General features: G+C 68.9%; 19 protein-coding genes. 11 read left to right on the plus strand and 8 right to left on the minus strand.

Features of this window, described 5'->3' with window-relative positions; translation table 11 throughout:
• The first annotated feature begins 14 nt into the window (after window positions 1-14).
• Window positions 15-638: a LysE family transporter gene (locus QY307_04100; GenBank protein ID WKZ83434.1), complete on the plus strand. Its 624-nt coding sequence runs from the start codon at window positions 15-17 to the stop codon at window positions 636-638.
• Window positions 639-648: 10 nt separating this feature from the next.
• On the opposite strand, the gene QY307_04105 is transcribed toward QY307_04100, so the two are convergent.
• Entirely contained in the window at window positions 649-1,452 is an 804-nt protein-coding gene (locus tag QY307_04105; GenBank protein ID WKZ83435.1) for a hypothetical protein, read from the minus strand.
• A 78-nt stretch (window positions 1,453-1,530) separates the two neighbouring features.
• On the opposite strand from QY307_04105, the gene QY307_04110 reads away from it, so the two are divergent.
• Window positions 1,531-3,324, plus strand: coding sequence for an ATP-binding protein (locus QY307_04110; GenBank protein WKZ83436.1), 1,794 nt, complete (start codon window positions 1,531-1,533; stop codon window positions 3,322-3,324).
• Window positions 3,325-3,327: 3 nt separating this feature from the next.
• On the opposite strand, the gene QY307_04115 is transcribed toward QY307_04110, so the two are convergent.
• Window positions 3,328-4,146: a hypothetical protein gene (locus tag QY307_04115; protein ID WKZ83437.1), complete on the minus strand. Its 819-nt coding sequence runs from the start codon at window positions 4,144-4,146 to the stop codon at window positions 3,328-3,330.
• A 413-nt stretch (window positions 4,147-4,559) separates the two neighbouring features.
• On the opposite strand from QY307_04115, the gene QY307_04120 reads away from it, so the two are divergent.
• Window positions 4,560-5,183: a hypothetical protein gene (locus tag QY307_04120; protein ID WKZ83438.1), complete on the plus strand. Its 624-nt coding sequence runs from the start codon at window positions 4,560-4,562 to the stop codon at window positions 5,181-5,183.
• A gap of 6 nt (window positions 5,184-5,189) precedes the next feature.
• Here QY307_04120 and QY307_04125 read toward each other — a convergent pair whose 3' ends face one another.
• The gene (locus tag QY307_04125; protein WKZ83756.1) at window positions 5,190-5,654 is read right to left on the minus strand and encodes an inorganic diphosphatase; all 465 of its coding nucleotides are present in this window, start codon (window positions 5,652-5,654) and stop codon (window positions 5,190-5,192) included.
• Between the two features lie 210 nt (window positions 5,655-5,864).
• Between QY307_04125 and QY307_04130 the strand changes: the two genes are divergently transcribed.
• Window positions 5,865-6,110, plus strand: a complete 246-nt coding sequence (locus tag QY307_04130) for an RNA-binding protein (GenBank protein WKZ83439.1) — start codon at window positions 5,865-5,867, stop codon at window positions 6,108-6,110.
• A gap of 27 nt (window positions 6,111-6,137) precedes the next feature.
• Here QY307_04130 and QY307_04135 read toward each other — a convergent pair whose 3' ends face one another.
• Window positions 6,138-7,445, minus strand: coding sequence for an AMP-binding protein (locus QY307_04135; GenBank protein WKZ83440.1), 1,308 nt, complete (start codon window positions 7,443-7,445; stop codon window positions 6,138-6,140).
• 80 nt (window positions 7,446-7,525) lie between these two features.
• Here QY307_04135 and menB point away from each other — a divergent pair, with 80 nt between their 5' ends.
• The 3 genes from menB to menD are packed head-to-tail and all read left to right on the plus strand — an operon-like array spanning window position 7,526 to window position 10,938.
• Window positions 7,526-8,344 carry a 1,4-dihydroxy-2-naphthoyl-CoA synthase gene (gene menB / locus QY307_04140; GenBank protein ID WKZ83441.1) on the plus strand — a complete coding sequence of 273 codons (819 nt, stop codon included), beginning with the start codon at window positions 7,526-7,528 and terminating at the stop codon, window positions 8,342-8,344.
• On the plus strand, window positions 8,341-9,210 hold the full coding sequence (locus tag QY307_04145) for a 1,4-dihydroxy-2-naphthoate polyprenyltransferase (GenBank protein ID WKZ83442.1): 870 nt from the start codon (window positions 8,341-8,343) through the stop codon (window positions 9,208-9,210). Before menB ends, QY307_04145 begins: the two co-directional genes overlap by 4 nt.
• 36 nt (window positions 9,211-9,246) lie before the next feature.
• Window positions 9,247-10,938 carry a 2-succinyl-5-enolpyruvyl-6-hydroxy-3-cyclohexene-1-carboxylic-acid synthase gene (gene menD / locus QY307_04150; GenBank protein ID WKZ83443.1) on the plus strand — a complete coding sequence of 564 codons (1,692 nt, stop codon included), beginning with the start codon at window positions 9,247-9,249 and terminating at the stop codon, window positions 10,936-10,938.
• Here the strand turns inward: menD and QY307_04155 are convergent.
• The 4 genes from QY307_04155 to QY307_04170 are packed head-to-tail and all read right to left on the minus strand — an operon-like array spanning window position 10,935 to window position 14,070.
• Window positions 10,935-12,242, minus strand: a complete 1,308-nt coding sequence (locus QY307_04155; GenBank protein WKZ83444.1) for an isochorismate synthase — start codon at window positions 12,240-12,242, stop codon at window positions 10,935-10,937. The two genes, menD and QY307_04155, sit on opposite strands and share 4 nt — an antisense overlap.
• A 46-nt stretch (window positions 12,243-12,288) precedes the next feature.
• Entirely contained in the window at window positions 12,289-12,963 is a 675-nt protein-coding gene (locus QY307_04160) for a CBS domain-containing protein (GenBank protein ID WKZ83445.1), read from the minus strand.
• Between the two features lies 1 nt (window position 12,964).
• Window positions 12,965-13,396 (minus strand): universal stress protein, encoded by a 432-nt coding sequence (locus QY307_04165; GenBank protein ID WKZ83446.1) that lies wholly within the window; start codon window positions 13,394-13,396, stop codon window positions 12,965-12,967.
• The gene (locus QY307_04170) at window positions 13,393-14,070 is read right to left on the minus strand and encodes a response regulator transcription factor (protein WKZ83447.1); all 678 of its coding nucleotides are present in this window, start codon (window positions 14,068-14,070) and stop codon (window positions 13,393-13,395) included. The genes QY307_04165 and QY307_04170 overlap by 4 nt, the downstream gene beginning before the upstream one ends.
• A gap of 123 nt (window positions 14,071-14,193) precedes the next feature.
• On the opposite strand from QY307_04170, the gene QY307_04175 reads away from it, so the two are divergent.
• From QY307_04175 to QY307_04190, 4 genes are all read left to right on the plus strand, one after another.
• Window positions 14,194-15,342, plus strand: a complete 1,149-nt coding sequence (locus QY307_04175) for a GAF domain-containing sensor histidine kinase (protein ID WKZ83448.1) — start codon at window positions 14,194-14,196, stop codon at window positions 15,340-15,342.
• Window positions 15,343-15,415: 73 nt separating this feature from the next.
• Entirely contained in the window at window positions 15,416-18,049 is a 2,634-nt protein-coding gene (ppdK, locus tag QY307_04180; GenBank protein WKZ83757.1) for a pyruvate, phosphate dikinase, read from the plus strand.
• A 338-nt stretch (window positions 18,050-18,387) separates the two neighbouring features.
• Window positions 18,388-19,047, plus strand: a complete 660-nt coding sequence (locus QY307_04185; GenBank protein ID WKZ83449.1) for a peptidoglycan-binding domain-containing protein — start codon at window positions 18,388-18,390, stop codon at window positions 19,045-19,047.
• Window positions 19,048-19,137: 90 nt separating this feature from the next.
• Window positions 19,138-19,998: a hypothetical protein gene (locus QY307_04190; GenBank protein WKZ83450.1), complete on the plus strand. Its 861-nt coding sequence runs from the start codon at window positions 19,138-19,140 to the stop codon at window positions 19,996-19,998.
• Window positions 19,999-20,859: the final 861 nt, after the last annotated feature.

Consider the following 20,859-nt stretch of genomic DNA (forward strand, 5'->3'; position numbering starts at 1 on the left):
ACAGGAGGTGTTCCATGCTCGAGGCGCTTCTCGGTGGGCTCGCCGCCGGGTTCGGCATCGCCATCCCGGTCGGGGCCATCGCCATCCTCATCGTCGAGACCGGCATGCGCTGCGGGTTCCGCTGCGCAGCCTTCGCCGGGGCAGGCGCCGCCACCGCCGATCTCCTATACGCAACGGCAGCAGTGTTCGGCGGTGCCGCCATCGCCTCGGCTGTCGAGGCCTCGGCGACGCCGTTCAAGTACGGGAGCGCAGCCATCCTGGCGCTGATGGCTTTCGCCGGGCTCCGCAAGGCGCGGCGATCGCGATCGGCCGGTCTCACCACCTTCGACCAGGTTCCGAACCGGGGCGAGCTGCTCCGTACCTACGGGAAGTTCCTCGGCCTGACGGTGGTCAACCCCCTCACCGTCGTCTACTTCACCGTATTCGTGGTAGGGCTGGGCATCGCCGAGAGCCTCGACGCCACTCAGGGAATCGTGTTCGCCGGATCGGCCTTCGCCGCATCCCTGTCGTGGCAGACCCTGCTGGCCGCCATCGGCGCCTCGGCACACCGCCGACTGCCCGATCGCTTCAGGTTCATCGCCTCGGTTGTAGGCAACCTGATCGTGCTCGGTCTGGCAGTGCTCGTGGTGACGCGGTAGGCGTCACTTCTCATTTGCGCGCCCAGGCCATCACGTCGTCGACGATCATCGTGTGGCCGGCGGCATCTGCGTAGAGGATGAACCCGAAAGTCCCGGCGGTGGCAGCAAGGGTGCCATTCCAGGTGGTGACGGCGACCCCATTGATGCTCACCGTCACCCCGCCACCATCGATCACGATCGATACCGCGGTGGCCTCCGACGGGTCGAATCCGGCCTCCGCCGGGATCCGGGCCTCCGAGACCTCCATCAGGTTCACGACGCCGTCGGCGGTCCCGAGCGAGACGAACTCCAGGAACCCGGTCTCCGACGCCGGGTTGACCGCTATCGAGAGGTAGTGGCGATCAGGGTCGAGGAACAACAGCACACCGAATCGAGTCCCGGTTCCCCATGCGTCCGAGGTGAGGGTGAACTGGAGCTTCGCCAGGTCCAGCGCGACCGGGTACTCGAACCGCCCCACACCCGACTGGGTGGCCGTGATCCGGCCCCTGCCGTCGGCCGTCACCTCCAGAGTCGCCGACGGATCGATCACGGCGAGCGGTGACGATCCCTCGAACGAATCCTCGAAGTCGGGAGGGATGGTCGTCGTCGTGGCGACGACCGTGGTGGTCGCAGCAGGCAAGGCCTCTGTGGTGGTCACGGCGGCCGTGGTCGGAACCGCCGTGGTCGCCGCCAGGTCGTCAGGGGCAGGATCACCGTCCGCCATCAGCACCCAGATCAGGGCGATCACGAGCACCAGCATCGCCCCCGAGGCGAAGGCGAGCCACGGGCGGAGGTCGGCCGGCGGCGCGGGCGGCGGCGGAGGAGGCTCGATCATGGCCGCAGCCTACGCCTCCGACTCTGGCACAACCCCCAAATCCTCAACAATCGGCCACAACCGGCCGAAGATCAGCCCATGCCGTCACGCGACGCCACCTTCGCCCGTGCCGTCCTCGACTTCCTCCGCAAGGCAGGGACCGAGAGGTCGACCGGCCGCGTGGTGGCCGAGATGTTTCGGTTCTTCGCCGAGACGTTCTCGTTCGATCGGGTGACCCTCTTCCTGGCCCGGGGACCCGATCGCCGGATGGAGCCGTTCGTGTCCGAGTACGCCGACGGCAGCGCCGACCCAGCCCTCTACGACGAGTGGCGAGCGCTGGACCCGGAGAAGTTCCCCCTCATGGATCGGATCCGCGACGGGGTCGGCTCGATGCTGGTCACCGACCCGTTCTCACCAACCGACGGCCTGCCCCCCGAGGTCGTGCAGCGCTACGACATCCAGCCGTTCGTGGTGTTCGCTCTGAGTCGCGACGGCGAACTCATCGGCGTGCTCATGGTCGAAGGCGACGTCGACACGCTTCGCCGCCATCAATCGGAGACCGCCGAGCTCGCCGACCACGTCACGACTGCACTGGCCAACGCTCGAGCGTTCGAGGACGAGCACAGACGGGCGAGCGATGCCGAGGCACTGCTCGAAGTGGCGAGCGTCCTCACCAAGACCACCGAGCTGACCTCGGTGCTCGCCGCAGTGGCCCAGAACGCCGCCCGGGTGGCCCACTTCGACCGATGCTCGGTGTTCCTGGTCGACGAGGCGACCGGTGCCCTGCAACCCACGATGAGTCAGTTCGCCGACGGCCACGTCGACGAGGCCGCCTGGGAGCGCTTCGTCGGCACCCGCTTCGAGGTTCCTCTCGCCACCGCCGTGATGAGAAGCGGCATGCCCCAGGTGATCGACGACCCGGAGAACCAACCCGACCAGATCCCGATCGAGTGGGTCGCCCCGTTCGGGATCAAGACGATGCTGTTCGTCCCCCTCAGCGCCTGGGGCCAGAGCTTCGGCGTGCTGGTGCTCGACCGCCGCCGTCGCGATCGGATCGGCGCCAAACAGATCCGGGTGGCACAGGGGGTCGCCTCCCAGGGGGCGGCCGCAATCGGGATCGCTCGACTGCTGGCCAGAGAACGAGCGGCGATCGCACGCCTCGAAGAGCTGGACCGGCTCAAGACCACCTTCGTGGCGGCGGTCTCCCATGAGCTGCGCACTCCGCTCACCTCGATCATCGGCTTCGGAGCGATCCTTGCCGACCACGTGCACGACGATGAGGGGAAGGAGTTCGTCTCGCTGATCCACCGCGAGTCGGCGCACCTTGAGTCCCTGATCAACAACCTCCTGGTGACCTCCCGCCTCGAAGCCGGCCTGCTCCGTTACGAACGGTGCCAGGTCGACGTGGGTTCTGTCATCGAGGAGGCCGCCGAACTGGTGAGAACGCTGTATCCGCACAGAAGCATCGAGCTGAACCTCGAGCCCGACCTCGTCATCCAGGAGGGCGACGCAGGCCGGCTCCGCCAGGTGTTCGTCAACCTGCTCCAGAACGCCGCCAAGTACACCCCTCAGGAGTCACCGGTGGAGGTGTCCATACGGCGAGACACCGAGTCCGGCCTCGTGGTCCGTGTCGACGACCGCGGCGACGGTATCCCCGAGGAGGAACGCGAGGCCATCTTCGACCGCTTCCGCAGGGGCCGGGACCAGACGGTTCAGGGAACCGGGATCGGCCTCTACCTTGTCCGCACCCTGGTCGAGGCCCACGGAGGTCGGGTCTGGGTCGAGGCCCGACCGGACGGTCCCGGTGCAAGGTTCGTGGTCACCCTTCCCGTGTTCGCCTCATCGGCGGAGATGGCCTGGGAGACGGCAGCAGAACGGATCGAGGTCGCCTAGCGGCTACCGGGGCTCGACCGTGAAGTAGTCGACCACCAGCCGGTTCCCCGCCGCCGAAGCGGTCACCAGGAACCCCAGGCGGCCGCTCGTCGTCGGCACCGGTCCGGCGTACTCCGTGACCAGCACCGAGTTCAGGCTCACCCGGACCACTCCTGAAGCGGTCTCGAGGGACAAGACGTTGTAGTCGTCGGCCAGGAATGCTGCGCCGGCGGGAATCCCGGTGACGACCGGATCCCCCCATGCGCCGGCGAGGAACGGCGCCACGAGGATGGTGCCCTCGATCTCGCGCACCTCGACCACCAGGAAATCGGTCAGGGAACCGTCGGAGGGATCGTCTGCGAACAGCATGACGCCGACCGCCCCGGCGGCGGTGCCCACATCCGACCGGAATCGCATCTCGATGATGGCGTCACCGAAGGGCTCCGGGTAGAGGACGGGAATCACCCCGGTGGTGCCTGCGGTCACCTCGGCCCTGCCATTCATGACCTCGACCGTCACCACCGATGCATCAAACGGTGACACTGCAGCAGTCGGCCCGTCGAACTGGTCGCCGATGCCGGGGATGGTGGTCGTGGTGGTCGTCGTGGGGGCTTCGGTGGTGGTGGTCGCCTCACTCGTGGTGGGCTGGGCGGTGGTCGTGGTCGTCCCGATCGTCGTTGCCGGCGGCAGAGTCGTCGCCCCCGGCTCGGTCGTGGACACGACGGTGGTCGAAGTGCTCGCCGTGACCGGCTCGCCGTCGTCCTTCAGCAACACCCCCCACACGACGCCGATGACGGCCAGGGCGGCGGCGCCACCGATCAGGTACTGGATCCACTGCGGCATGCCGGCTCCGGCGCCCGACGATCCGGATGGCGGGGGAGGAGGCGGGGGCGGAGGCGGCGGGGTGGGCGTCCGGCCCGACATGGCCCCGGCACCAGACGGTGGGGGCGATGGTGGAGGGAGTGGTGCGTCGGCCATTTGGCCGGAGGCTACCGGCTTCCCAGGGCGGGTGCTGTTGGCGGGGCAGCATCCGGCACAGGTCAGGCGACCGGCCCTACCCCAGGAGGTGACCCGAAGGGCCGGAGGGGCAACCGCGCGACCCGGCCTACAGCAACACCGGGCATGACCGGTGTTGCTTCTGCCCGCCCTCCCGGCTTGGCCGCTCTCCCTTACAGTTGGTGGACCGACCGGTTCGCCCTATCGGCAAACGCCTTGACTGCGCCTTTCTTCCAGCAGGCCGTACTCTTGCGCCGGTCATGCACAGAGCCCTGTCCCTCTCCGCTGGTCTCGCCCTGCTGCTCGCCGCCTGTTCCGGATCGGCGGCGTCGACGCCTGCGACCACAGATCCCCCTGGGACAACCGTGCCCACAACGAGCACCTCGACGACGGTCCCCGATGCCGCCGCCACGACCACCTCCGAAGCGCCGGCCACCACGACTACATCGACGACGGTCGCCTCGACCACGACCTCCTCGACCATTCCCCTTCCCGTGGACCCCGACCTGGAACCGTGGGCCGGCCTCTTCCGCCAACCCACGACGTTCACCGGCTACCTCCTGTTCGAGCCGAACGGCGTGGTGCGTGCGGGCGAGGCCGTGGACAACCTGCCCGTCATCGGGCGCTGGGACTACGACGAGGCGGCCGACGCCATCGTCTTCTCCGACTTCGACTTCGGCGATGGATGCGGAGGCGAGCAGGGGCGGTACGCCCGCGACTCGGCTCCGGGGGGCAGCAGGAGACTGACTCTCATCGAGGATCCGTGCACGGCGCGCGTCGAGTGGCTGATCCAGGCCGAGTCGTCGTGCCAGTGCCTCATCTACCTGAGGGTGGATCTCCCGGAGGACGCCGAGGAGACCGAAGCCACCGAAGAGCAGGCCTGAGGCGGCTCAGCCGGGGTGGCGCCGCCGGGCCTCGGCGATGACGGACTCCGCAACTTTCACCCCGCTCCACCCCAGCGCCGCCGTCTTCTTGCCCTCCAGGGCGGTGTACACCTCGAAAAAGTGCTCCAGCTCGCGCCTCAGGTGATCGGGGAGATCGGCGACATCGTCGGTCCCGTCCCAGCGTGAGTCCCCAGCAGGCACCCCGATGACCTTGTGATCGGGAAGGCCCTGGTCCTCCATCAGGAACACGCCCAGAGGCCGCACCCGCACCCTGCACCCGGGGAACGTCGGCTCTGCGGTCAGCACCATCACGTCGAGAGGGTCACCGTCCTCGGCGAGGGTGTCGGGAATGAACCCGTAGTCCGCCGGATATCGGGTGGCAGTGAAGAGCATCCGGTCGAGAAAGATCTCTCCGGTCTCCGGATCCATCTCGTACTTGTTGCGGCTCCCGCGTGGGATCTCCACCACCATGGTCACGACGGTCGACAAGGTCCCTCCCGCTCGGCTGTTCTGCACCATCGTGGCACGATCCCCTGCCAGCAGATGGCGCCGGATGCGCTACGCGCTCCAGGGGCCGCTATCATTGGTGACGGCTGCGTGGTTGGTGAGCGTTGCGTCTCGAGAACCCAAAGCCGACACTCGATCAAATCGATCGGGTGGGGACTCGAGAAAGGGACCCAAGTGAATCTATTTGTGGGGAATCTCCCCTATACGACCACCAGCGAAGACCTGGTGAGTCTCTTCTCCCAGTACGGAACCGTGGAGCGTGCGTCCGTGATCAGCGATCGCGACACCGGACGCTCCCGCGGCTTCGGCTTCTGCGAGATGCCCGATGCCGACGGCCGCAAGGCCATCGAGGCACTCGACGGGTACGAGATGGACGGCCGTCGAATCAACGTCAACGAGGCGCGTCCCCGCACCCGCTGACCCGTGGCCGCTTGGCGGCCCGTCGTCCTACAACAGCTTGGTCGGCAGCGATGTCACCGGGCGCCACTCCTTCGGCACCGCCGAGGGCGGCATCAGGCGGCGGGCCGCAGCGGCGACCTCCTCGACGGTGACCCCGTCGAGCACGACATCTGCGACCACCCGGCTCCCCCACTCCGGATCGGCGGCGCCGGTGACCCGGGCGTCGACGACCCCGGGGACCATCCGCAACGCCGACTCCACCGCGGTCGGATGCACCTTCTCGCCACCGGTGACGATCACGGCGTCGGCGCGACCCAGGACCACGAGCCGCCCCCGATCATCGATCTCGCCTAGGTCACCGGTGCGCAACCATGTCCCCGGTTCCCGAGTCTGCTCACCCAGATACCCGGGAGACACCATCGGTCCACGCACCTCCACGCGCCCATCCTCCCCGATGCGAACCGCGGCTCCGTCGATGGGGCGTCCTGAGGTCCCCAGGTCGATCTGCTCTTCGCCCGGTGCGACCGTGGCCACCTGAGAGGTGGTCTCGGTCATTCCGTAGGTCTGCAGGGCGGGGATGCCGGCGTCCATGGCCCGTTCCAGCAGGTGGCGGTCGGCGGGACCGCCACCCACCAGCACGCCCCGAAGAGTCTTCGATCCGACCGCGCCGGCGGCGAGGAGACGTCGCAACATGGTCGGCACCACCGATGCGAATGCGGCGCCTTCGAGCAGCCCCGCTGCCCGCGACGGGTCGAAGGTCGGTTCGAAGAGCACCGGTGCCCCCTGTTCGGCTTGCCGCCAGAGGATGGAAGTCCCGCCGACGTGGAAAGTTGGAAGCACCGCCAGCCAGCCGTCGTCGGGGCCGTTGCCTAGCCGCTGTGCCGATCCGGCAACCGAAGCGGCGATGTTCTCCCCCGTCAGCACCACGCCACGCGGTTCCCCCTCGCTTCCCGAGGTGAACACCACGAACCGGCACGGCCCCGGCGGACCGGTGCCCGGAAGATCCGAGAGCGGTGTGCGATCGAGGAGCCGATCGAAGGTGGCTTCGTCCAGGGTCGACCACAACCCTCTGGCGCCGGAGAGCCGCGTCAGGCGCATCGAGAGATCCGGCGGCCAGGCAGGATCGACCGGAACCGCCGTTGCACCGCCGCGCGGAATCCCCCACAGGGCGGCGGCCGCAGACGGGTGGCGCTCGCCCCAGAAGGCGACGGCGCCGCCCTCCAGCCCGCTCTGCACGACCACGGTGGCGACGACGTCGGCGGCGCGATCCAGCTCGGCGTAGGTGATCACCCGTCCCGGTGTGACCAGTGCCGGGGCCGCCGGGCGGTCGGCGGCGGCGCGACGCAACCAATCCATGCGGTCAAGCTATCACCACGAGCCGATGACCCCGTTCTCCGCAACTACCATCGACTGCCCGTCACCCCCACCGGAGCACCATGTCCTTCGACTGGAAACCAAAGGGCGAGTACACCGACATCCGCTACGAGACGATCGATGGAATCGCCAAGATCACGATCTCCCGGCCCGAGGTGCGCAACGCCTTTCGTCCCACCACGCTGTTCGAGCTGAGCGCAGCCTTCGAGGTCGCCCGCGACGACCCGGATATCGGGGTGATCATCCTCACCGGCGAGGGCGATCTGGCCTTCTGCTCGGGAGGCGACCAGCGGATCCGGGGGGACGCCGGCTACCTCGACCCTGCCGGAACCCCGCGCCTCAACGTCCTCGACCTGCAGGTGCAGATGCGGCGACTCCCCAAGCCGATCATCGCCATGGTCGCCGGCTACGCCATCGGCGGCGGACACATCCTCCACCTCGTCAGCGACCTGACCATCGCCGCCGACAACGCCGTCTTCGGCCAGACCGGCCCCAAGGTCGGCTCCTTCGACGGCGGCTACGGCGCCGGCCTCCTCGCCCGCATGGTCGGCGACAAGCGGGCGCGGGAGATCTGGTACCTGTGCCGCCAGTACACCGCCGACGAGGCGTATCGGATGGGGATGGTCAACAAGGTGGTCCCGCTCGCCGAGCTGGAGGCCGAGACCGTTGCCTGGGCCAAGGAGATCCTGGAGAAGTCGCCGCTGGCGATCCGCATGATGAAGGCTGCGATCAACGCCGCCGGCGACGGCCTCTCCGGCCAGCAGCAACTGGCTGGGGACGCCACCTTGCTCTTCTACCTCACCGAGGAGGCGCAGGAGGGACGGGACGCCTTCGTCGAGAAGCGCAAGCCCGACTTCGGGAAGTTCCCCCGGCTGCCGTGAGGGCCTGGCTGGTAGCCGCCCGGCCGCCCACCCTGCTGGCGGCGGTGGCGCCGGTGCTGGTCGGGAGCGGGTTGGCGTGGGGCGACCGGGTGTTCCGCCTCGATGCCTTCCTGGTCACGCTGCTCGCCGCACTCCTCATCAACGTCGCCGCCAACTTCGCCAACGACGCCTCCGACCATGCCCGCGGCGCCGACGGGCCGGAGCGGATCGGGCCACCGCGTGCCGTGGCGTCGGGACTGCTCACCCCCCGCCAGGTGTGGGCGGGAACCGCCGTCGTGTTCACCCTGGCCGCCGGCTGCGGCCTCTATCTGGCGTGGATCTCGGGGTGGCAGGTGATCGCCATCGGTGCTGCCGCCATCGTGGCCACCCTCGCCTACACGGGCGGCCCCTGGCCGTACGGCTATCGCGGCCTGGGCGAGGCGTTCGTGTTCCTCTTCTTCGGCGTGGCGGCGGTCGTGGGGAGCCGCTTCGTCCACGATGCCACCGCCCCCAGGGAGGCCTGGGTACTGGCAGTGCCCGTCGGCCTGCTCGCCGCAGCCATCCTCACCGCCAACAACACGCGCGACATCGACACCGACGGCGCCGCGGGCAAGCGCACCATGGCGGTGCGCCTCGGACGGCGGGGCTCCCAGATCATGTTCTGCTCGCTTCTGGTGTCCGCCTTCGTGACGATCGGGATCGCAGTCGCCTCGGGTTTGGTGTCCGCCGGGGCACTCCTAGCCATGGTCGCCCTTCCCCTGGCCATCGTCCCGGCACGGCTCGTGCTCACCGAGGAGAGCGGCCCCGAGCTGGTCAGGGCCCTCAAGGCCACGGCGAGGCTCCATGCCGCGGTCGGCCTCTTGCTGGGCGTCGGGGTGGCGCTCTGAAGATCGACCCCGGGCAACACAAGTAGCCTCCACACGGTGACCGAGCGCAACGCCGCCTTCGCCTCGACCCTCGTCGACGCCCTCCACCGGCTCGGGGTGGACCATGCCTGCGTGTCTCCCGGCTCCCGGAGCACGCCCCTGGCACTGGCCGTGGCCGACTCCCCCATCACCGACTGGTCCCACCACGACGAGCGCTCCTCGGCGTTCTTCGCCCTCGGTGTCGCCAGGGCGACTGGACGCCCCGTGGCGGTGATCACCACCTCGGGAACCGCCGCCGCCGAGCTCCACCCGGCACTGGCCGAGGCGAGGGCCGCCCGGGTGCCGCTGATCGCCATCACCGCCGATCGTCCGTTCGAGCTGCGCGACGTCGGTGCCGCGCAGACGATCGACCAGCGGGGGCTGTTCGGCCCAACGGTGAAGTGGTCGCACGACACCGGGGTGCCCGATCCGGCGTTGGTGCCGTACGGTCACGCCGCCTCCCTGGCGGCTCACCTCGTCGCCGAAGCCGGTGATCCGCCGGCGGGACCGGTGCATCTCAACCTCCGCTTCCGAGAGCCCCTCATGGGCTCGGTACCGCCGGATGCCACCCTCGTCCCCGAGATCCTGCGCCCGCGGGTTCGCCCGGACCCCGCGGCCGTGAACCGCCTGGCCGACCTGGTCTCGGGCCGGCGCGGCCTTCTGATCGCCGGACCCGACGCCGATCCGGGAACCCCAGGTGCCGCCACCGCCGCTGCCGCCGCACTCGGCTGGCCGATCCTCGCCGACCCGCTGAGCGGGGTGCGCGCCGGAGAGCATGACCTCTCACGGGTGCTCGCCGCCTCCGACGCCCTGGGATGGGCCGGCTTCCTCGATCGCGTCTCGCCCGAGGTCGTGATCCGCTGCGGAGCAATCCCGACCTCGAAGCCGGTGGTCCACTGGCTGGCGGAGCATCCCGATGTGCCTCAGGTCATCATCGACACGGCAGGTTGGCGCGATCCCGGCGGCTCCGTGAGCCTGGTCGTGCGGTCAGATCCGGGTGCCGCCCTGTACTCCCTGGCCAAGGCGGGACCCGACCCGGCCGGCTCCGATTGGTGGAACCGTTGGGCGGCCGCAGATGCAGCTGGCGCCGAAGCACTTCACTCGACGATCGATGCCGCCGGGTTCCCCAACGAGCCCGCCGTGGTCCGCACCGTCGAGGCCGCTCTCCCCTCGGACACGATGCTCTGGGTCGCCTCGTCGATGCCGGTCCGGGACCTCGACGCCGTGATGCGGCCTTCGCCGCGGCGACTCCGAGTGATGGCCAACCGCGGCGCCAACGGAATCGACGGATTCGTCTCGACGGCGCTCGGGGCGGCCGCGGCGGGAGGCGTCCCCGTGGTCGCCCTCGCCGGCGACCTGTCGTTGATCCACGATGCCACCGCCCTGGCCACCGCCAGCCGTCTCGGCATACCGCTCAAGGTGGTGGTGATCGACAACGACGGCGGCGGCATCTTCCACATGCTCCCCCAGGAAGGTCATCGCCACTTCGAGCGGCTCTGGGGCACCCCGCACGGCCTGGACCTGGCGCGTGTCGCCGAGGCGTTCGGGGTCGAGGCCGAGATCCTTGACGAGGCGGAGCGCCTTGCGTCGTCGGTCGCCTCTCCGAACGACCGGCCGCGCCTCATCCTGGCCCGCACCGACCGATCGGCCAATGCTGCCCTCCACCGGCAGATCCGCGAGGCCGTGGCCGCCGCCCTGGATGGTCTCTAGGAGAGGACCTCGACGATCGGGGCCAGCTTGAGGCGGGTCTCTTCCAGCTCGGCTGCAGGCTCGCTCTCGGCAACGATGCCGCTCCCGGCGAAGGCGGTCACCCGATCACCCCGCACCAGGGCGCAGCGAAGGGCGATCGCCAACTCTCCGTCGCCGCCGGAGTCGGCCCAGCCCACGCCGCCGGTGTACCAGCCGCGGTCGAAACCCTCGATCTTGGCGATGAACGCCACGGCCTCGTTGCGGGGATACCCCCCGACCGCGGCAGTCGGGTGCAGTGCCCCCGCCAGCTCGAGGAGCCGGGAAGAAGTCGTGCCGCCGATCGGAGTAGCCAGGTGCTGCACACTCCCGAACCGCTCGAGGCGCGGCGACGGTGACCGGTGCAAGGTGGTGACCAGGGGCTCGAGCCGGGCCATCGCATCCTCGACGACGATCTCGTGCTCCCACCGATCCTTGTCGCTGGCCAACAGGGCCTCGCCGAGCCGCCGATCGCGACCGGCATCGGGGTCACGCCGCGCCGAGCCTGCGAGGGGGCTCAAGTGGAACGTCTCGCCTCGCCGCTCGACCAGCAGTTCGGGACTGGCGCCGACGAACGCTCCCTCACCCTCCTGCCAGGCGAACACCCGGCAGGACGGGTGCAGGTCGCGCAGCCGGGCAGCAAGATCGAACGGGTCGATCGGCAGGGACCGCTTCACGGTCACCGAGCGGGCGAGCACCACCTTGCGCATGGCACCGGCGCGGATGGCGGCGACCGCCTCGTCGACTTCGCCCAGATACTCGGACGGGGGCGGCCGTTCCTCCATCTGTGGCGGGGTGTCGTCCGGGCGGCTCCGTGGCGCCTCCACCCTGGGCATGGTCGCCAGCTGCCCGAGCACGGCCTGTCCGTCCGAACCCGGGGCGAGGACCAGGACGAGGCGGGTTCGCCCGCCGTCACCGATGACCGCCACCTCCGGCACCACGGCCGTGGCTGCGCCGAACCCCTCCCACTCGACGGCGGCGGGGCCGGCCTCGTCGAAGGAGAACCCGATCAGGACCGGGAGGTCTCTCTCGAGCCCGACGATATCGGCGTCGATGGCGCCGAACCTTCCATGACCGGATGCCGAGAATCGGCGGGCCACGCCGAGCGCCCCGATCGCCCGGCCCTCGGGTGACGAAAAGCAGGCGGCGAAGCCAAAGGCCGACGCACCCGAGCGGACCAGATCGAACGGATCGAGGTCGAGTTCGACCTCGACGCGGCGGAGTCCGCCACCCGAGGCATCCGAGATCCCGGCGGCGAGCGTTCTCAGGATCCGTTCCGACAGCAGCATGGGCCAGCGATGCTACCGAGCCGCCGATGGTGCGCCGGCCGGGCCATCAGGAGAGCGGGTAGGGCTTCTCCTGCTTCTGGTCGTCCACCTGGAAGGTGAGGTGACTGTCCACCCTCACCACTCCGGCAATGCGGCGAGTGAGCTCTTCGAGCAGGTTGGCCTCGGTTCGATTCTCCAGTTCGCCTCTCAGGGCGACCACACCATCGCTCACCGTCACCTCGATGGCGTCGGGTGGCAGGAACAGCAGGCGGCGCACGATGTCCTCGCGCACCTCGTCCTCGATCACCTCATCGGGCTTGGTGAACGCGCTCATCACGTCGGCGCGGCTGATGATTCCGACCAGCACGCCGCCACCGTCGATGACCGGAAGCCGGTTCACCTTTCGGTTGGCCATCACGCGGGCCGCCTCGCCGAGGTTCGTGTCGGGGGCCACGGTCAACACCTGTTCGGTCATCACCTCGCCCACGGTCTCGGCTCCGGGGTGGGCCGGGGGCTGGTCGCCGAAGAGTGCGTCGAGGAGGCTGAAACGGTAGGGCTGGTCACGCGTGGCCTCCTGGCGGAGGAAGTCGCCCTCGGTGACGATCCCGACCAGGCGACCGTCGCCATCCACCACCGGAAGCCCACTGACGCGGGCGTCGAGCATGGCACGCGCCGCCTCCTTGAGGCCGGTCTCCGGCGTGGTGGTGATCGGCTCCGTGGTCATCAGGTCTCGAACCTTCATCTCACTCCTCCTGGTAACGAACCACTAGTACGTCACAGCGGGCATGGTTTGCCACACGATGGCTGGTGCTGCCCAGGAGCAGCGACGCCAGGTCGCCCCGGCCCCTGCTGCCCACGACCACCAGCTCGGCCCCCACCTCGGCGGCATGCTCGACCAGAGCGTCGGGGGGATACCCCTCGATGTCGATTCGCCGCACCTCCACGGTGGCGCCTTGGAGCGCAGGCGCCATCCTCTCCCAGACCGCATGCCGCTGGGCGGCGGCGAACTCCTCACCGATGGTCGGCACCCCACCCATCGCCGCCAGCACTGTCACCGGGACATGGGTGACGTGCACCGCATCGACGCTCGCCTCGAGAACGGCGGCATAACGAAGCGCCGTCCGCAGCGCATTCTCGGCGGTGGGACTGTCGTCGACACCGACCACGATCCTCATTGCGGCCACTGCTCCGGTGGATAGCGGTTCTCGTGCTCTGCCGCCACCCGGGCGACGTACGCCGCCGCCTCGGCACGACGGCTCATCTCCAGCTTGGCGAGCACGTTCGACACGTAGTTCTTGACCGTCTTCTCGGCGAGGAACATCTCCTCGGCTATCTGCCGGTTGGTGAGGCCGACGGCGATGTAGTCGAGGATCTTGCGCTCCTGCTTGGAGAGCCGGGCCAGCAGCGGATCGGCCGTCTCCTCACCCCGGATTCGCCTGAAGACGCGTTCGGTCATCTCCGGATCGAGCAGCGACTCGCCGCGCCCCACCTTGTGGATGCTCTCCACGAGTTCGTTGCCCTTGATCTGCTTGAGCACGTACCCGGAAGCCCCGGCCATGATCGATGAGAAGAGTGCCTCCTCGTCGGCAAAGGAGGTGAGCATCAGCACCCTGATCTCGGGCCAGCGCGCCCGGATCTCCCGACACGCCTCGATCCCGGAACCGTCGGGGAGTCGCACGTCGAGGATCACGATGTCGGGCTGGTCGAAGCCGACGCGGCGGATCGCTTCTTCCACCGAGCCCGCTTCACCTACCACCTCGATACCCTCGTGGCCGTCGAGCAGGGAGCGCACCCCCTGCCGAACCACCTCGTGGTCGTCCACCAACTCGACCCGCAGGACGTCTTTCACATGCCCACGATATCGCGTCACGGCACCCAGGCACCGGCCCATCGGGGACACTGTTCGAAGGGACCATGGTCACACCGTGGACGGTAGGGATGCCGCCAGGCGCGACCCGTAGACTCCCGGTCGATGGTCGACTTCTCGTCGGAGCGAATTCGGGACCTGGTGGTGGCGGCGGCCAACGTCGCCGGACAGATCGATCTCTCGTCGCTGTTGCACTCGACGGTCACGACCGCCGTCGAGCTCACCGGCGCCCGTTACGGGGCGCTGGGCGTTCTCGGGGAGCACGGAACGCTGGTCGACTTCGTCCATGTCGGCATGAGCCCCGAGGATGCCGCCCGCATCTCCCATTTCCCGAGGGGCGACGGCGTGCTCGGCACCATCACCCGGCGGGCCGAGACCGTCCGGCTCGAGGATGTCGCCGATCACCCCGACTCGGTCGGATTCCCGGAGCACCACCCGGCGATGCACTCCTTCCTCGGCGTTCCGGTGCGGGTCGGCGACCGGGTGTTCGGCAACCTCTACCTGACGGAGAAGGAGGGCGGGTTCACCGACGCCGACCAGACCCTGGTCGAGTTCCTGGCGGTCACCGCGGGCGCCGCCGTGTCCACCATTCGCCTGCAGCAGCGGTTGAGGCGCGCCGCACTGCAGGAGGATCGGGAGCGGATCGCTCGCGACCTCCACGACTCGATCATCCAGGACCTCTTCGCCCTCGGCCTCGACCTGCAGCGCGCCTCCGGCCAGGTGCGCTCGGAACCGGAGTCGGTGGAACAGCGCCTGGCATCCGGTGTCGACCGCCTCGACGACGCCATCGCCTCGCTGCGCCGGTACATCTTCGACCTGCGTCCTCCTCTGTGGGCCCGACCCGAGATGGATGTCGAGCTGCGCCGCCTGGTCACCGACATCTCTGCTCCGTACGGGATCGCGGTCGGCGTCGAGGTCGACTGCCCGCCCCAGGTGCCGGAGCCGCCCCTCAGCGACCACGTGCTCGCAGTGGTGAAGGAGACGGTGAGCAACGCCCTGCGGCACGCCCGAGCGTCGAGCATCGACGTGCGTGTGGCCTGCGACGGCTCCCGGCTGCTGATAAGCGTCGTCGACGACGGCGTCGGCTTCGATCCGAGCGTTCAGTACGGCGGTCTCGGCCTCCCCAACCTGGTGAGACGGGTGAACGTCGTGGGCGGCGAGTACAAGCTTGACAGCGCCCCGGGGAAGGGAACCGTGGTGATGGTGTCCCTGCCCTTGAGCGCCAGCGGAGCGGACCCGACCGGGTCGGAGTGAACGCCCGGACGGGACCGTCGGCCTGGTCCGATCGACGTTCGACCCTGGCGACGTCAGGAGTTTGGTGGGCAGAATGACGGTGATGGCGCGGTACGCCTACGACTTCGACCACCCCGGCGAGCCCGATCCCGACCTGCTCGGCGGGAAGGGGGCCGGGCTGGCCACCATGACCCGGCTCGGGCTTCCGGTACCCCCCGGGTTCACCCTCACCACCGAAGCCTGCCTGCTCACCCTCGAGGAGGGCGGGCTTCCCGAGACCATGTGGACGGAGGCGGTGGACGCGGTGCGCCGCCTCGAGGAACGGACCGGAAGGCGGCTGGGGGGCGACGGCGGCAGAGCGCCGCTGCTGCTCTCGGTGCGGTCGGGCGCCCGGTTCTCGATGCCAGGGATGATGGACACCGTCCTCAACCTGGGTTGCACCGCCGGGACGGTCGACGCCCTGATCGCCTGGTCCGGGAACCCGCACTTCGCCTGGGACGCCGCCCGGCGGTTCGTGCAGACCTACGCCAAGGTCGTGCTCGGGATCGACGAGATGAGGTTCCAGGAGGTGCTCACCGACCTGCGTGAGCGCCGGGGGGTGCCCGACGACGCCTCTCTCACCCCGGAGGACCTCGAGGAGGCCGAGTCGAGGTTCCGCCGGATCGTGGCGGAGGTCGGCGAGGAGATCCCCGCCGACCCTCTCCACCAGCTGCACGCCGCAGTGGAGGCGGTGTTCGGCTCGTGGAACAACAGGCGCGCCCGCGAGTACCGCCGCATCCATGGGATCTCCGAGAGTCTGGGGACCGCCGCCAACGTGCAGATGATGGTGTTCGGCGATCTGGGCGAGGATTCCGGGACGGGGGTGTGCTTCACCCGCAACCCGGCGACCGGAGAGAACCGCCCCTACGGCGACTACCTCCCCGACGCCCAGGGGGAGGACGTGGTGGCGGGGATCCGCAACACCCTCGACCTCGACGCCCTCGCCGGGCGCCACCCGCAGCACCACGCCCAGCTGGTCGAGGTGATGGGGACGCTGGAGGGTCACTACAAGGACATGTGCGACATCGAGTTCACAATCGAGCGCGAGGTCTTGTGGATCCTGCAGACCCGTGTCGGGAAGCGCACCGCCGCCGCCGCCGTGCGGATGTCGGTGGAGATGGAGTCCGAGGGGCTGATCGACCGCCGCACCGCCCTGCTCCGGGTGGATCCCTCGACGCTGGAGCAGCTTCTGCATCCCCGGCTGGTGGAGCCGGTGGAGGCGGACCCGATAGCCACCGGGCTCAACGCCTCGCCGGGCGCTGCCCGGGGCGAGGCGGTGTTCGACGCCGACCGCGCCGTCGAGGTGGCGGCCACCGGGACGCCGGTGATCCTGGTGCGGTGGGAGACCACCCCGGACGACATCCACGGGATGGCAGCGGCTCAGGGGATCCTCACCAGCCACGGCGGCCGCACCAGCCACGCCGCGGTGGTGGCCCGGGGAATGGGGATCCCGGCCGTGACCGGCGCCGGGATGATCGCGGTGGACCAGGCGGCCCGACGGTTCACCGTCGACGGGGTCGTGGTGTCCGAGGGCGACATGATCACCCTCGACGGCGGGACCGGACGGGTGTACCTGGGCGGCCTCCCGGTGACCTCACCGGAACCGGGACCCGAGCTCGAGGTGCTGCTCTCCTGGGCCGACGAGATCCGCCGGCTCGGGGTCCGGGCCAACGCCGACGACGGTCCAGGCGCTAGGGAGGCGGCCCGCTGGGGTGCGGAGGGGATCGGCCTGGCCCGCACCGAGCACATGTTCATGGGCGACCGCCTCCCCGTGGTGCGCCGGGTGATCCTGCAGGACGAGCCCGAGGCGGCCCTGGCCGAGTTGCAGCGCCTGCAGGTCGGCGATTTCGAGACGCTGCTCGAGGCCATGGACGGCAAGCCGGTGGTGGTGCGCCTCCTCGACCCGCCGCTTCACGAGTTCCTCCCCTCGCGCCTCGACCTCTATGAGGAGCGCGCCGCACTGACCGCCGCCGGGGGCGACACCGTGGAGGTCGACCGCATGGTGGAGGCGGTGAAGCGCCTCGAGGAGGCCAACCCGATGATGGGTCTGCGCGGGGTACGCCTCGGCGTGGTCCGCCCCGAGCTGTATCGGGCTCAGGTGCGCGCCGCCCTGGAGGCGGTTCGACTGCGGCTGGATGCCGGGGGCGACCCACGGCTGGAGATCATGATCCCGCTGGTGGCTACCGGGGCCGAGCTCTCGCTGATGGAGGGGATGATCCAGGAGGAGGTGGCTGCGGTCGGCCTGGAGCGCGAGGTGCCGGTGGGGACCATGATCGAGATCCCCCGCGCCGCCCTGTGCGCCGGCGAGCTGGCCACCCATGCCGCCTTCTTCTCGTTCGGGACGAACGACCTCACACAGATGACTTTCGGTATCAGCCGCGACGACGCCCAGGAGGCCTTCCTGCGGCGATACCTGGACGAGGGCATGCTCGCCTCCGACCCGTTCGCCACCCTCGACATCGCCGGGGTGGGCAGGCTCATCGAGATCGCTGCCGCCGAGGGTCGGGCGGCGCGGCCCGGCCTGGAGCTGGGAATCTGCGGCGAGCACGGCGGCGACCCGGCGACCATCGCCTTCTGCGAGCGGGCAGGGCTCGACTACGTGTCGTGCAGCCCGCCCCGGGTGCCGATCGCCCGGCTGGCGGCGGCCCAGGCGACCATCGGCGGGGAGGCCGGCCGGGCCTCGGTGTGAGGGGGGCGAGGGCACACTCAGGTGCACACGCGGGAAGCTTGGGCGAAGCCACCCGAACCAGACCCGCCTCCTCCTGATTCGCTTGGTGACAGCGCCGGGGTACGTGTACCGGGGGCACCCGAGATACCCTGCTCTACTCGCCCATGATTGACAGCGAGAGTTGCACCACGATTCGGTCAGCGGCACCACCTTGTCGCGGGCAGCCCACTCCGGGGCGATCACGGAGCTGTCTAGTTGGATGATGCACTCAATACCCAAGCCCGTAGCAGCGCTGACATGGTCTCGGCCATTGACAGGAAGTGGCACAGGGTGTACGCTGACGGAGTAAGGGAGGATCCGTGGGAGGGTTCGTCGGCCGCATCCTTCAAAGCAGACTGGTCGTTTCCCTCGGCCTCGCGTGGTCGCTCTTTGTCGTTGGATCGGTCGTAGCACCGTCCATCGCTCTTGCCTATTCCCATGGTTACGCATATCCATCGGGCTGCGACGCCGATGTCGACATCTATCGGAACCCGTATCTCGACTCCGATCCCCACAGCCTGTACGGGACCTGCTGGACTCGCCGCTACTCGCCGGGATACACCGCCGGCGGGCTCACTGCTTGGGTTCAAGCCTCCATCGACGGCGAGGGCTACTCATTGACAGTCGACGGGTACTTCGGGCCGGCGACTGAGTCGAAAGTCAAGTCCTGGCAGACAGCTCGCGGAATCACATCCGATGGCATCGTCGGCAACAACAGCTGGGTTCGAATGGACGAATGGGGAACCGTCAGGGCCTGGACCCTGGTCGGGACCTGTGGCTCCCAGGGCACACCTGGTGTCCAGTACCTCAAGAACGAACATCCAACAGACCCATTTCTCGCAATCCGGCCGTGTGCTGGAGCAGTCAATGGGGTCCCCAACGGTAGTTACTGCCTCCAAGTTGACACTTCCTGGTACTACGTGCGCGCAGACGCCACGCCTCCCGGGAGTTGGCCTGGCGACGACTGCCTGCCGATCTAGGAGGGATTCGGGCCGATGATTAGAGGTCAAGGCGAACAACCTGTGAGGAAGGGTCGGCAAGTCTCAGGGCCGATTGCCGCGGCTATGGCCATGCTGCTCATTGCCCCTGTCGTCGCGATCGGCGCGGTGAGTGCCGCCGGCGACGATCCGCCTCCGCAGACCAAGGAACTACACCTGAGTTCCAATGCCCGGGACCTGGCGTCGGTCTCCGAGGGCCTCTCCCCCAACCTGGCGCCCGACTCTGCCCCGGCCACGGCCGTCGGCCTGGAGGAGCTGACGCTGACGCCGGCCGAAGCCGCCCAAGCCTTCGGGGCCACCGACCCTGCCGCCGAGGCCCTCAGGAGGACCCGCACACCGGCGGACCAGGCACCCGCGCCCAATGAGATTCGCGCCGCACTCGCTCTGATCGAGTCGGCGCTGTCTGAGCGTGGCGCCATCGGTGGCGCGATCTTCTGGCCTGGCTGGGGGTTCGGCTACCGGGGCACGGCTCCCGGGTTTCAGACCTGGGTGGACGTCGATGTCTACCCGAGCATCGACGGTTCCCTGGAGCTCATCGCCAGACGCGAACTGGCGGCCTACTCGATGGTCGAGGAGGACCTCCCGCCGGATACACCGGCCGGCCGGGTCTGGCTGGGCGAAGGTGTCGCCTACGGTCACAACTCGGGTGACGACCCCGATGAGTGGGTCGCCCTCGAGATCGGCTCCGAGCTCTTCCTCGTTCGGGTCTTCCATTCCGGAGGCCTCGAGAACCTGATTGGCCCGGATGCCTTCCTGCCGCTCGCCCTCGACCTCGTCGAGGTGCTGAGGGAGGTCGGGATGGCCCGAGACACACTCGCCTCGTCTCCGGCGTTCCAGGCAGACCCCTTGCTCGGACAGAAGATGCTGGTGGCCCTGGTCACCGACTGCGAAGACATCTGCGGGCCCGTTTCGACCCGAGGTCCCGATCGGTAGATCGGCGACGACACGGTAAGGGTGGCGAGGATGGCACTCGGCCGCGCCGGTTGGCTGCGGGCCACCTCGTCAAGACCCTCGGGCTTGGCACTGCACCTCGGGTCAATTATCACCCGGTGCCAGAGGGTCAGCTTTCAGGCGGTGTTGACAGACCAAGCGAAGCCAAGATGCACGGCCGGGGACTTCAAGCATCCGGCTGGCCATCTTCCCAGTAACAACCGTCCGGAGGTGCGCGTTAGAGCGTTTCCTCAAAGCAAAACTGGTCTGGCGAATTCGCGGTGACCTAGCAACTTCTGCGTGCGCCTGGATCGTCCGTTCCCCAGCCCCTCCTATGCACACACCAGAGCCTCACGCGATGGAGAAGGCTCGCCCGCGATCCGGTGCCCTAAGTGTAATCGCTCTGCTCTAGCGACGCGCGCTAGGTCGAGCGCGCCGTCGAGGCGGAGACGATCGGCGGTTGGATCCGGATTGGGGGCAGGCACCTTGGCGAATGCGTGCTGACTCGGCTTCGCTGGAGAGGTCAATCGCGACGGCTTCGATCGACTGCAACCGCGGTTGCCGCGATATCTTTCAATGGCATCAACCGACGCCACACCTCATACTGGTTGCATTAGGCAATACGCGGGGCATTGCCACGAAAGGGAGAGGCCACAAGGGAGAAAGGGTACGCAAGATGTTCAGGCCCGTTGGAATCCTGACTCGGCCGTGGACTCGCTCGAGATCAGCCACGGCCCGAGTCTTGGCCGTTGCAGCGCTAGTAGGCATCGCATCGATCGCGTTTGTCGCTGCTGCTCCCCCGGCGGCGGCTTCGAACTGCCCATACCCGGGGGGGGCCGACCTCCCAGACTGTATCAACCCGAA

Source organism: Acidimicrobiia bacterium (assembly GCA_030584185.1).
GTDB lineage: Bacteria > Actinomycetota > Acidimicrobiia > Spongiisociales > UBA11373.